This is a genomic window from Corynebacterium hesseae (assembly GCF_037850265.1).
Classification (GTDB): Bacteria; Actinomycetota; Actinomycetes; order Mycobacteriales; family Mycobacteriaceae; genus Corynebacterium; species Corynebacterium hesseae.
The window spans coordinates 1,777,351-1,790,056 of the sequence record NZ_CP137211.1; the positions used below are offsets into that span (position 1 = coordinate 1,777,351).

At 62.4% G+C, this 12,706-nt stretch carries 12 protein-coding genes; 4 read left to right on the top strand and 8 right to left on the bottom strand.

Features of this window, described 5'->3' with window-relative positions; translation table 11 throughout:
* Nucleotides 1–2: 2 nt before the first annotated feature.
* From R3O64_RS08305 to R3O64_RS08325, 5 genes are read right to left on the bottom strand one after another with little or no spacing between them, the layout of a single operon-like run.
* Nucleotides 3–311, bottom strand: a complete 309-nt coding sequence (locus R3O64_RS08305; RefSeq protein ID WP_070533232.1) for an acylphosphatase — start codon at nt 309–311, stop codon at nt 3–5.
* On the bottom strand, nt 312–1,838 hold the full coding sequence (locus R3O64_RS08310) for an alanine/glycine:cation symporter family protein (RefSeq protein WP_070533234.1): 1,527 nt from the start codon (nt 1,836–1,838) through the stop codon (nt 312–314).
* Between the two features lie 49 nt (nt 1,839–1,887).
* Nucleotides 1,888–2,721 carry a bifunctional DNA-formamidopyrimidine glycosylase/DNA-(apurinic or apyrimidinic site) lyase gene (gene mutM / locus R3O64_RS08315; protein WP_070533235.1) on the bottom strand — a complete coding sequence of 278 codons (834 nt, stop codon included), beginning with the start codon at nt 2,719–2,721 and terminating at the stop codon, nt 1,888–1,890.
* 14 nt (nt 2,722–2,735) lie between these two features.
* On the bottom strand, nt 2,736–3,506 hold the full coding sequence (rnc, locus tag R3O64_RS08320) for a ribonuclease III (protein ID WP_070519978.1): 771 nt from the start codon (nt 3,504–3,506) through the stop codon (nt 2,736–2,738).
* Nucleotides 3,503–4,042, bottom strand: coding sequence for a YceD family protein (locus R3O64_RS08325; protein WP_070519975.1), 540 nt, complete (start codon nt 4,040–4,042; stop codon nt 3,503–3,505). Before R3O64_RS08325 ends, rnc begins: the two co-directional genes overlap by 4 nt.
* 133 nt (nt 4,043–4,175) lie before the next feature.
* Between R3O64_RS08325 and R3O64_RS08330 the strand changes: the two genes are divergently transcribed.
* Complete coding sequence (locus R3O64_RS08330; protein ID WP_232755531.1) at nt 4,176–4,814, top strand: hypothetical protein; 639 nt, start codon at nt 4,176–4,178, stop codon at nt 4,812–4,814.
* Between the two features lie 29 nt (nt 4,815–4,843).
* Here the strand turns inward: R3O64_RS08330 and R3O64_RS08335 are convergent, their stop codons facing one another.
* A complete protein-coding gene (locus tag R3O64_RS08335; protein WP_070519973.1) occupies nt 4,844–5,590 on the bottom strand; it encodes a DivIVA domain-containing protein in 747 nt (248 codons plus the stop codon).
* A gap of 115 nt (nt 5,591–5,705) precedes the next feature.
* On the bottom strand, nt 5,706–7,052 hold the full coding sequence (gdhA, locus tag R3O64_RS08340; protein WP_070533237.1) for an NADP-specific glutamate dehydrogenase: 1,347 nt from the start codon (nt 7,050–7,052) through the stop codon (nt 5,706–5,708).
* Between the two features lie 172 nt (nt 7,053–7,224).
* Between gdhA and R3O64_RS08345 the strand changes: the two genes are divergently transcribed.
* On the top strand, nt 7,225–8,343 hold the full coding sequence (locus R3O64_RS08345) for a glycerate kinase (RefSeq protein WP_257964702.1): 1,119 nt from the start codon (nt 7,225–7,227) through the stop codon (nt 8,341–8,343).
* 33 nt (nt 8,344–8,376) lie between these two features.
* On the opposite strand, the gene R3O64_RS08350 is transcribed toward R3O64_RS08345, so the two are convergent.
* The gene (locus tag R3O64_RS08350; protein ID WP_154761818.1) at nt 8,377–8,775 is read right to left on the bottom strand and encodes a hypothetical protein; all 399 of its coding nucleotides are present in this window, start codon (nt 8,773–8,775) and stop codon (nt 8,377–8,379) included.
* Between the two features lie 36 nt (nt 8,776–8,811).
* On the opposite strand from R3O64_RS08350, the gene R3O64_RS08355 reads away from it, so the two are divergent.
* Nucleotides 8,812–10,020, top strand: coding sequence for an amidohydrolase (locus tag R3O64_RS08355; protein ID WP_339016678.1), 1,209 nt, complete (start codon nt 8,812–8,814; stop codon nt 10,018–10,020).
* 142 nt (nt 10,021–10,162) lie between these two features.
* Nucleotides 10,163–12,553, top strand: a complete 2,391-nt coding sequence (locus tag R3O64_RS08360) for a glycogen/starch/alpha-glucan phosphorylase (protein WP_339016679.1) — start codon at nt 10,163–10,165, stop codon at nt 12,551–12,553.
* Nucleotides 12,554–12,706: the final 153 nt, after the last annotated feature.

The window sequence follows — 12,706 nt, forward strand, 5'->3', positions numbered from 1 at the left end:
GTTTAGCGCTCGATGAAGCCCGACTCACCGCGCGGTGCGGCCCACTGCTCCACCACGGCGTTCACAACGCCCGGGCGGCGCGTGGTTGACGGCTCTTCGCGCAGCAAGGACAGCAGCTTCTCGCAGTCAGCTCGCGGGCCTTCAGCAACCACCTGGACGCGTCCGTCCTGAAGGTTCGTCGCGTGCCCAGCCAGCCCTAGTTCGAGGGCCCGGGAACGCGTCCACCAGCGAAAGCCCACGCCTTGGACGTGGCCAAGTACGAAAGCTGTGAGGCGTTCATGACCCGCAGAGGCTGCTGCCGTGTCTGCCATCTAGTACTCCCTCAAGTTTGTGCGGTCGCTCAAGTCAAATTCGTGATCGAGACGGCGGCGGTCCTCCGCGCTGCGGCGCGTCACAGGATCGGTACCATCCCAGCACTCGACGTTCTGCAGTTCCGGCAGCATATCACGGTGGAAGACGGGATCCAGGCCCTTGCGGCGCTGCTCGTTGTAGTTCTTCAGCAGCTTGATGGCCACGCCGCACAGCGGCACGATGGCGCACACGTTGAGCAGCACCATGATGGCGGCACCCGTATCCGCCAGGTCGAACACGGTACCCAGCGGGGCCACCGCGCCGTAGAAGACGAAGGCCAACACGATGAGGCGGAAGGCCCACAGTACCCACTTCTTCCCGGAGAGGTACTCCACGTTGGACTCTGCAAGGTAGTAGTTACCCAGAATCGAGGAGAATGCCAAGAAGAACAGGATGAACGTGACGAAGTGGATGCCCCACTCGCCGACCACATTGGACAGCGCGTTCTGGGTGAGGGTCACGCCCTCAATCGCGTCGGAGCCAAAGGTCTCGAACTCGGTGCCCAGCAGAATGATGAAGGCAGTAATCGTACACACCACCAGGGTGTCGAAGTACACGCCGAGGGTCTGCACAAGGCCCTGCTTCACGGGGTGGGAGACCGTCGCCGTTGCTGCCGCGTTCGGCGCCGAACCTTCGCCGGCCTCGTTGGAGAACAGGCCGCGCTGGATGCCCTTCAGCATGGCCATGCCCAGTGTCGCGCCAGCAGCCTCACGGAAGCCGAAGGCAGAGCCGACGATGGAGACAAACATGTCCGGCACCTTGTCAAAGTTAAGGACCACCACGATGAAGCCCATGATGAGGTAGGCACCGGCCATAAACGGCACGATGAACTGAGTCATCGAGGCGATGCGCTGAACACCACCGATAATGATGAGGCCAGCTACGGCAACGACGGCAATACCCACGCCCGCCTTGAAGGCACCGGAATCCTGTCCGAAGGAGGCCGCCAAGGAATCAGAGATAGCGTTGGTCTGGAAAGCGTTGTAGAACCAACCAAAAGTAATGGCGATGGCGACGGAGAAAATGGTTGCCAAGGGCTTCCAGCCCAGACCGCGGGACATGTAGTAGGCCGGGCCGCCGCGGTAGGTATCCCCCTCGCGGACCTTCCACAACTGGGCCAGCGTGGACTCCACGAACGCAGTTGCGCCACCCAGGATGGCGATGAGCCACATCCAGAACACAGCGCCGGGCCCGCCCACAGAAATTGCTACGGCCACACCCGCGACGTTGCCGGTGCCCACACGCGACGCCGCCGAGATGGTGAACGCCTTGAAGGCAGAAATACCGCCGTAATCGGCGTCCTCATCGACGCCGACCCCCTTGGGCTTTTCGACGACCGCTTTGAACATATCCGGCACCATGCGGACCTGCACCAAAGCGGTGCGGATACCGAAGTAAAGGCCAGCAGCGATAAGCAGCCATGGCAGGACATAGGACCACAGGCTGTCGTTAATGACACCGATCACGGTGCTGAAGATTTCTTGCATACGTTACACACTAGTGACAACCCCCGCCATCGGCCTAGTTGGAGCCTAACTACTTCCCCACCCCACGGCGCTGACAGGACGGGCAATAGTGGGTACCGCGCCCGCCCAACACGGTTTTCACGATGTCCTCGCCGCAGCGATCACAGGGCTGCCCGCCACGCCCATAGGCATGCAAGGAACGGTCAAAATACCCGGATTCGCCGTTGACGTTGACGTACAGCGCGTCAAAGCTGGTCCCGCCAACCTCAAGGGCGGAGCGCATAACGTCGGTGGCCGCGGAAATCACCGCGACGGCATCGCGCTGCCGCAGGGCGCTGGCCTTCTTCAACGGAGAAATCTGAGCCGCCCACAGCGCCTCATCCGCATAGATATTGCCCACTCCGCTGAGCACAGTTTGATCCAGCAGGGCAACTTTCACCGCCGTACGTTTTGCGCGCAGGCGCCTCCCCGCCGCGGTGAGGTCAAAGTCTGCTTCGAGGGGATCGGGCGCGATATGCGCCATGGTGAGCCACGGGCCGAGATGCCAATAGCCAAAAGTGCGCTGGTCGACGAAGCTGATGCGGGTGGCGTCGTCAAGCACGGCGGCGATGCGCACGTGGGGTGAATCCACCTCACCGATCCGCACCTGCCCCGACATTCCGAGGTGGATAAAGAGCACATCGCGGGCAGGATCAGTGCGGTCCTCATCGGCAAACTCCAGCCACATGAACTTGCCGCGGCGCGCCACCGCGGCGATCCTCCTGCCCACGAGCAGCGCGGACAGCGGTGCCTCCTGCTTGCGATTGGCGCGCGGGTGAAGGACATCGACCGCCGCGAAGGATCGCCCCACGACGTAGGGCTCGAGCCCGCGGCGGACGGACTCAACTTCAGGCAGCTCTGGCATCGAGTCCTCGTGGGTTAGTTCTCTTTGCCGGCGGTGCCCTGCACCAGCAACGGGGTCTCACGCAGCGCCTGGCAGGCTTCTTCCGCCGCCTGCTGCTCCGCAAGCTTCTTGTTGTGTCCCGTTCCCCTACCCACGGTCAAACCGGCCACCGTGGCAACGGCATTAAAGGTCTGATCGTGCTCGGGGCCGGTCGAGGTGGCCGAATACACGGGCATCGCTGCCTTCAGCTCGGCGCACAGCTCCTGCAAGGTCGTCTTCCAGTCCATGTGGCGGCCGGATACCACGGCGTTCTCAACCTTGGCGGCAAACAGCCGCAGCACCACCCCGCGGGCGACTTCGAAACCATGCTGGCGGTAGATGGCCCCCAAGATGGCCTCGGTGGTATCGGCCAAGATGGAGTCCTTGTCACGGCCGCCGGTAGATTGTTCACCCTTGCCCAACAGGACGTGTTGGCCCACCCCGATTTCACGGGCTACGTCAGACAAGCCGTAGCGCGAAACAATGGAAGCGCGCATCTTCGAGATGTCCGATTCGGGGCGCGATGGGAACTTTTCGTAGAGCTTGGCCGCGATGGACAAGCCCAAGACCGCGTCCCCGAGGAACTCCAGACGCTCATTGTTGGGCAGGTGACCGTTCTCGTTGGCAAAGGAACGGTGCGTCAGCGCCAAACACAGCAGCTCATCGTTGAGTTCCACGCCGAGTGCCTTGAGCAGCGGACCGTGGTCTACCTCCGCGAATGCTACGGCAAGTGCCTGCTCGCCGGTGAGTTTCTTCTTCTTGCTCATAGGAATTTCTCCAACCCAGACCACCGCGGATCGACGCGCTCTTCTTCCCCGGAGACCCCCGTGGTCACGCCTTCGGGAACATCTACTTCACAGCCATCCTCACACGTCGGCGCGAAAGGAAGCACCAAACCTGCCTCATCGATCACGGTCTGCAGGAGGTCAAGGACACCGTCCTCAATCTCGGGGATCTCATCGCCGGAACCGCGATCCTCTTCCTCTGTTTCATCTCCGCTGATGAAGGACTCATCCGCGGAGAAAACCTGGGATACGTGGAGATCTAGTGCTGGATGTAGCTCAGCTAAGCAGCGTGCGCATTCGCCGCTGAGGGTGCCGGTGATATCAGCGTCCACCAACACGCCGGAGCCCAACGGCGTCAAGGTGGCGTCCACCTTAACCTCAGCACCTTCCGGGATGCCGATCATTTCCACGCCGATGCGCTCGGGGGCGGGTCCGGTTTGCACGCGGTGCTCAGGCAGCGCTTCAGCTCCTTGGCTGCGGAGCAATTCCGTCACGTCGAACTTCAATGGTGATTTCATAACGCCCACCAGCTTACCCTGTGCTGACCCACGCGCCCTAGACTGGCAAGGGCCTGAATGTTGGGTCATAGCCGCTTAAGCGCTTGCCCACAAGGCTCGATTCTTTCGCCTGTGGCTTTTAGCCTAAAACTCCATGAGCTACACCGCGACCGACACGGCGTCTCTGGGCGCCACGGCACGTGAACTCGCGCTCAGCTTTCCCTTGCAGTGCCTTGTCCCCGCCGTGGTCCTGACCGTCGTAGGAGTGACCTGCCGCCACCTCATCACGCGAGTCCGCCCCAGCATTTTCGGCGATGCCGGCCTCTCCCTGCACCGCGCGGCCCTCGCCAGCGCCCTTGCGGGATTGGCCGTGGGCGCGGTGTCCTTTCTTCCCCTGCATTTTGGGCCTATCGTCATACTCTCATCGGCGCTGTTCTCGCTGTGTGCCGCGCTCATCGCGTGGAGCGCGCGCGAGTCCTTTTCTGCCGCCGGCATGGGGATTGGTGTGATGATGCTGACCGTCGGTGCGGTCGATGTGGTGCTGTTGCTTGTCGACGCCGCCTGGGGCCCCATCCCCGAGCCTCACACCACGGGCACGGACTTCGGCATTATGTGGGTGCTTTATGCACTGCCGGGCCTCGTCGCCGCGGGATTGGCCGCAGCCTTAAGCACCATGCCGGCCAAGGAAGCCGCCCGGATTCGCCGCGCGGAACAGGCGCGCGCTGCGGCGCAGGACTCTACCTCGCTTCACTCGACCTCGCTTCGGCTACGCCGAAGCGTCACCACTAGGTAGTTGCCCGCACCTTAATTCAACAATTCGGCTTAGTAATCACGGGGCGCACGCGGCGCACGGCGCACAGGCTCCCGGGTCTCGCGCACAGCGCTTCGTCCCTCACCATGTGATTCACCGCGGGAACGCACGCCGGCGCCCCGCCGCAGCGCGGAGCGATCGTTGTTGACGGTACGCAAGAGATCGGACAAGGTGGTCTCGAACTCCCCGAGCTTGGCGTCAACGAATTCATCGCACTCGGTGCGCAGGCGGTTGGACTCAGAGTGCGCGGTCTCCACAATGCGGTGCGCCTCATCGTCGGCGCGGCGCACAACCTCGGATTCGGAGACCAAACGGTCCTGCTCGGCTTGGCCTGCTGCGACGGCGCGCTGGTACTCCTCATCCGCCTGGGCGCGGGTGCGCTCGGCGTCGGAGCGTGCGTTCTCTACGAGGTTGGTGGCCTCATCTTCCGCCTGGGCTACCAAGGTGGTGGCGCGGTGTTGAGCGTCGGCAAGCATGGCGTCTGAGTCCTCACGCGCACGGGCAACGGTGTCATCGGCCTCGGCGGTGGCCTCAGAAATAATCTGCTCCGCGCGCTCCTCAGCACCCTGGAGGATCTCGTCCTGCTTGTCTAGGACGTCCTGGGCGTCATCCATTTCAACGGGGAGGGCGTTGCGAAGATCGTCGAGAAGCGCCAGCATTTCGTGGCGCGGAACCATGCAGTTGGAGGTCATGGGAACGGCATAGGCCTGTTCCAGATTGCGAACAAGTTCATCGAGGGACTCAAATACGCGGTACATGGCACCAGCCTATCCAAGCGCACGCACACTGCGACGTATCCCACGCGGGAAGAAATGGCGAAAACCTCCCCGGCAAGCGAGGAGGTTAAGCGCGGATACAGAGATAAGGAAACGGCTAGATTACGCCTTGGGCCAGCATGGCGTCGGCCACCTTCTTGAAGCCGGCAATGTTGGCGCCCGCCACGTAGTCACCTTCCAGGCCGTATTCCTTGGAGGTCTTGTCGATGTTGCGGAAGATATTGGACATGATCTCATGCAGGCGCTGGTCGGTGTACTCGAAGGACCAGGAGTCGCGGGATGCGTTCTGCTGCATCTCCAGCGCGGAGGTTGCCACACCGCCCGCATTCGCGGCCTTGCCCGGCGCGAAGGCGATTCCGCTCTCCCCGAAGTAGTGCGCGGCTTCCGGGGTACACGGCATGTTTGCACCCTCAGCAACGTAGCGGATGTGGTTCTTTACCAGGAGCTTGGCGTCATCGCCGTCGAGCTCGTTTTGGGTCGCACACGGCAGGGCAACGTCGGCGCTGACCTCCCATACGTTGCCGCCCTCGTGGTACTCCACGCCCGCGCCAGCCTCGCCGGCGTAGGTAGAGATGCGCTCGCGGCGTACTTCCTTGATGTCTTTGAGCAGCTCCAAGTCCACGCCGTTCGGCGTCGTGATGTAGCCGGAGGAATCGGACATCGCCACGACGGTTCCGCCGAGCTGCTGAACCTTCTCGGCGGCGTAGATAGCAACGTTGCCGGAGCCGGAAACAATGACTTTGGCGCCGTCGAAGGACTCGCCGTGGGTCTTCATCATCTCCGAGGTCAGATACACCAGGCCGTAACCGGTGGCCTCAGTGCGCACGAGGGAGCCACCCCAGGTCAGCCCCTTGCCCGTGAGGACCCCGGACTCGTGCTTGTTTTCTAAGCGGCGGTACTGGCCAAACAGGAATCCGATTTCGCGGCCGCCCACGCCGATATCGCCGGCCGGCACATCGCGGTACTCACCGATGTGGTTGTGCAGCTCCGTCATGAAGGACTGGCAAAAGCGCATGACCTCGGCTTCGGACTTGCCCTTCGGGTCGAAGTCAGAACCGCCTTTGCCGCCGCCGATGGGAAGGCCGGTCAGCGAGTTCTTAAAAATCTGCTCGAAGCCAAGGAACTTGATGATGCCCAGGTTCACGCTCGGGTGGAAGCGCAGGCCGCCCTTGTACGGGCCGAGGGCCGAGTTGAATTGCACGCGGAAGCCGCGGTTGACCTGAATCTGGCCGTTGTCATCCACCCACGGGACACGGAAGATGAGCTGGCGCTCGGGTTCGCACAGCCGCTCGACCAAGCCATAATCAGCGTAGTGAGGGTCCTTGTTGAGGACGATCTTGAGGGAATCCAGGACCTCAGCGAGCGCCTGGTGGAATTCCGGTTCACCAGCATTACGCTTGAGAAGCTTGCTGTAATAGTCGGAGATTTGCTGGTCGATGGACATGGCAATCCTTTCATTCGGCACCGTGTTTAGCTGCTGGTGCGTCCTCCGTTGAACAACCGCTAGTTTTCTATCAATCGACCTAAATTGCAAGACGAGCGTACGGGGAAATTTATTAAAGGCAGGTCAGAGGGCGAAAATTTTTTCCCGTTTCCGCTTCCATATACTCATGAACATGCGCATACTTGTTGCCCCCGACTCTTTTAAAGGCACCGCCACTGCCGCCGAAGCCGCTGCCGCCATTGCTTTGGGCGCGCGCCGCGCCCTCGGCTCCTCCCCGCACGCCGCTACGGCACAGGTAACCACTCTCCCTATGGCCGATGGTGGCGAGGGCACCGCGGAGGTACTCGCCAGCGCTGCCGTTCACCGCGACGGTACGGCGGGCCAGACCATTACGCTGCCCACCACCGATGCCATCGGGCGCCTCACCGAGGCCAGCTACCAGCTCGTGGGTGACACGGCCTTCATCGACGTCGCGGCGGCCACCGGCCTGCCCGCTGTCTCCGACGCCCTCGATCCGCTCCACGCGGATTCCTATGGCACGGGAGTGCTGCTTGCCGACGCCGAATCGCGCGGCGCCAAGCACATCGTCTTGGGGCTTGGCGGCAGCGCCAGCATCGACGGCGGGCTCGGCATCCTCGCCGCGCTCGGCGCCGCCGCCCACGATTCCCGCGGCTACGCCCTGCCCAAAGGCGGCGCCCCGCTGGTCAACCTCGATCACATTGACACCGCACAGCTCAACATGAAGGCGGCCATGCTGGACTACACCTTGGTCACCGACACGCGCGCCGTTCCCATCCAGGCCGCGACGATGTACGGCCCTCAAAAGGGCGCCGAGGGCGAACAGGTGGCGCTGCTCGCCGGCGCGATGCTGAAGCTATGCGAGGTCACGGATACCGACCTGCAAGCGGAGTTCTTGGGTGCCGCCGGCGGCATCCCCATCGCCTTAAGCTGGCTCTCACGCACACTGTGGGGCACGGCGGAGCACTGCCGCATCGTTCCCGGCGGGCGCTATGTGGCCGAGGCGCTCGACCTGCCCGCGCGCATCGCCGAGGCTGATCTCGTCCTCACCGGTGAGGGGCGCTTCGACGATCAATCGCTCACCGGAAAAGTCGTGGGCACGCTGGCGGAGATGACCGGGCCGCCGACGCTGGGCATCATCGCTGGCTCCGCTACGGCACCGGCGCCGCAAGGCGCGCTCCTAGAGGAGCTCGACGGGGATGAACGCGGGGACGTCGCCCAGCGCTTGAGCTCCGCAGCCGAACGCCTCGTCCACAGCTTTCTACAGAGCTAGCTCTCTGCAAGGGGCTAAAGCTTCTCTGCAGGACTAAGGGGTTACCTGCACCGCCCACGGGAAGATGGCCGGACGCTCGTGGGCGAGCTCATCCTCCAGCAACACGTGATCCTTCGGCAAGACCGAATGCGGAGTTAACAGGCGCGCGAGGACCATGGTCAGCTGGTTAACGGACCCCTTCACGCCATCGACGTCGATGGCGTAGCGGTAAACATTTGCGTCTTCGAGGTCACGTTCTTCATGCTCCTCCCGGTAGGTTTGGCGCAGCTGCTCTTCCAGCCCCTCCGGGAGTGCGGGCTCGTGCACGCGAGTAACCTCAGCAGAGGCCAGCGAGTTATTGTCCACCAGCTTGTGGGTGGCAGTACTAAAGTTTTCGGCCACACGCTCGGCTTGGGCATCCGGCACCAGAACATCAAAGTGAATCAATGGCATGTAGGTAACCCTACCCAAACTTGGAGGACAGTAACTATGGCAGATCCCACACTTTCGCGTCTGACCGAGCTCTTAGTGGACGATTCCGTCGATCTCAGCTGGCAACGGGCCTTCTACGAGGATCTGCATGCCCACCCTGAGCTTTCCCATGAAGAGGAACGCACCGCCGGGCGGATTCTGGAACAACTAGAAAACTACGATTGTGAACTCGTCACCGGCATCGGCGGACACGGTATCGTCGCTATCTTCCGCAATGGGGATGGCCCCACCGCGCTGATGCGGGCCGATTTCGATGCCCTCCCCGTAGCCGAGGAAACCGGCGTCCCCTTCGCCTCGACCAACGGCGCGATGCATGCCTGCGGGCACGATGTGCACGCCACCGCGTTGCTCGGCGCGTGCGCGATTCTCGACGCCCACCGCAACGCCTGGCGCGGCACCTTCCTAGCACTGTTCCAGCCCGCCGAAGAATCGTCCATGGGTGCCAAATACATGATCGCCGACGGGCTCACCGAGCGCGTCCCTGCACCGGATGTGTGCTTCGGCCAGCACGTCATGCCGGGCCCCGCCGGGCAAGTCCAATCCACCGCCGGCCCCATCCTGGCCGGCTGCGACTCCCTTCGCATTCGCATCACGGGGCGCTCGGTGCACGCCTCCATGCCGCACGAAGCCATCGACCCCTCCTATGTGGCCGCCATGGTGGTCACGCGTCTGCAGGCCATCGTCGGCCGCGAAGTTCCTCCCCATGACTTCTTCGTCATCTCGGTGGGCGAGCTACATTCGGGTGATAAGAACAACATCATTCCAGGTGGCGCCGAGCTAGTGCTCAACACGCGTTATTACAAACCGGAATTGGCCGAGCGCGTCTACGCCTCCCTCGAGCGCATGGTGCGCGCCGAATGCGAGGCGTCCGGGTGCCCGGCAGCACCGACCTTCGAATACTTCGCTCACGGCGAGGTCACCGATAACGACGCTGCCACCCACCAGGCTGTTCGCGCCGCCTTCGACGAGGTCTTCGGCAAGCTCTCCGTCACCGCCGCACCCTCCACCGTCTCCGAGGACTTTTGCTATCTCCCGCAGGCCTGGGGCGTGCCTTATTACTTCTGGTTCATCGGCTCCACACCGGAAAACCTCCTCGACAACCCGCCCGTTAACCACCAGGCCACCTTCCTACCGGACTATGAGCCCACGATGCGCTCGGCCACTCGCGCCGGGGCCGCCGCCGTTCTGTCTTTCCTCGGCCGCTAAGCCTCTGTGCCCAACGCCACTCGGCGTCACGGTCTGCGTGAAACGTTGGTCAGTGTCCTGGTCTGCAGGTGCATACAGAACTGGTTAAGCTTGGGAGTTGGTATTTTTTCCGCATTTATATGCCTCAAGTGAAGGGATTCTCATGAGCCAACCCCAGCACTCCGATTTCCAATCCGCAGTTCCTGGACACGTTCGCGCCGCAGCCGGCGTCTCCCCCTCTCGTGCGACCGACCGCAAGTTTTGGTCCGGTCTGTCTTCCTCGGTGATGGAGCAGATTGCAGACAATTGGGAGGCCACCCGCAGCGCCTACGCTGCCACTCGTCAGCAGCACTACTTCTCCGCTGAGTTCCTGCAGGGTCGTGCCCTGCTCAACAACCTCACCAACGTCGGTCTCGTCGATGAGGCCCGCGCCGCTACTAAGGCTGCGGGCCACGAGTTGGCTGATGTCCTCGAAGCCGAGCACGATGCCGCACTCGGCAACGGCGGCTTGGGCCGCCTCGCCGCCTGCTTCCTCGACTCCGCCGTCACCCAGGACTACCCGGTGACCGGCTATGGTCTCTTGTACCGCTATGGCTTGTTCCGCCAGTCCTTCGACAACGGTTTCCAGCGCGAGGAGCCGGATGCATGGATGGAAAACGGCTACGACTTCATCATTCGCCGCGCTTCCGAGCAGCGCCTAGTCCACTTCGACGACATGGACGTGCGCGCCATCCCCTATGACATGCCGATCACCGGTTATGGCACCGATAACGTGGGCACCCTGCGCCTGTGGAAGTCCGAACCCATCGATGAATTCGATTACGATGCCTTCAACTCGCAGCGCTTCACCGAGGCCATCGTGGAGCGCGAGCGCGTCATGGACATCTGCCGCGTGCTCTACCCCAACGACACCACCTACGAGGGCAAGGTCCTGCGCGTCCGTCAGCAGTACTTCTTCGTATCGGCCTCGCTGCAGCAGATGATCGATAACTACATCGAGCACCACGGCGAGGACCTCACCGGCTTCGCTGAGTACAACTGCATCCAGCTCAATGACACCCACCCGGTGCTGGCCATCCCGGAATTGCTCCGCCTGCTTCTCGACGAACACGGGATGGGCTGGGATGAAGCCTGGAAGGTCGTCACCGAGACCTTCGCCTACACCAACCACACGGTGCTGGCTGAGGCCCTGGAGAGCTGGGAAGTGTCCATCTTCCAGAAGCTGTTCTGGCGCATCTGGGAACTGGTGGAAGAGATCGACCGCCGCTTCCGCGAGGACATGGCCCAACGCGGCTTGGATCGGGGCCGCATCGACTACATGGCCCCGGTATCCGACGGCCACGTCCACATGGCGTGGATCGCCTGCTATGCCGCGTACTCCATCAACGGCGTCGCTGCCCTGCACACCGAAATCATCAAGGCGGACACGCTCTCCGAGTGGCACGAGCTGTGGCCGGAGAAGTTCAACAACAAGACCAACGGTGTGACCCCGCGCCGCTGGCTGCGCATGTGCAACCCGCGCCTGTCCGACCTGCTCACAGAACAAGCTGGCTCCGATGCCTGGGTCACCGATCTGACTGAGCTGGCGAAGCTGGCTCCTTTGGCAGAGGATGAGAAGGTACTGCGCCAACTCATCAATATCAAGCGCGCCAACAAGCAGGATTTCGCCGCCTGGATTGACGCGCACCAAGGCGCATCCGTAGACCCGGATTCCATCTTCGACGTCCAGATTAAGCGCCTGCACGAGTACAAGCGCCAGCTGATGAACGCACTCTACATCCTGGACCTGTACTTCCGCATCAAGGTCGACGGCGAAACCGTCCCGAAGCGCACCTTCATCTTCGGCGCGAAGGCCGCCCCGGGCTATGTCCGCGCCAAGGCCATCATCAAGCTCATCAACGCCATCGGCGACGTGGTCAACAACGACCCAGCCACCAAGGACGTGCTCAACGTGGTCTTCGTTGAGAACTACAACGTCTCCCCCGCCGAGCACATCATCCCGGCCGCTGACGTCTCCGAGCAGATTTCCGTCGCTGGCAAGGAAGCCTCCGGTACCTCCAACATGAAGTTCATGATGAACGGTGCCCTGACCTTGGGCACCATGGACGGCGCCAACGTGGAGATCGTCGAGGCAGTGGGCGAAGAAAACGCCTACATCTTCGGTGCCCGCAACGAGGAGATCCCGCAGCTGCGCGCCGAGTACAACCCAGGTGAGCTCTACAACACGGTTCCGGGCTTGGCACGCGTCCTCGACGCCTTCACCGATGGCACGCTGGGCTCTGAAAATGCGGGCATGTTTGGAGATCTTCGCTCCTCCTTGCTCGATGGATTTGGCGAGCACGCCCAGGACACCTACTACGTTCTTGGGGACTTTGCCGACTACCGCGAGACCCGTGACCGCATGGCAGCCGACTATGACGCTGATGAGCTGGCATGGGCCAAGAAGGCATGGCTTAATATCTGCTACTCCGGCCGCTTCTCCTCTGACCGCACAATCGCCGACTACGCCAACGAGGTGTGGAAGCTGGCCCCGACTCCCATCGCCAACGTCTAGGTAGACGGGGTTAATAGGCGCGCTAGTGCCTATTAACCCTTAGATGGGTAGTCCTTCAAGACTCCTTCAAGGCAAAAGCGCCGCCCCACTCAATTCCCCCCCTTCCGCAATTGCGGGAAAGAGGCCGAGTGAGGCGGCGTTGCCTTACTGCGC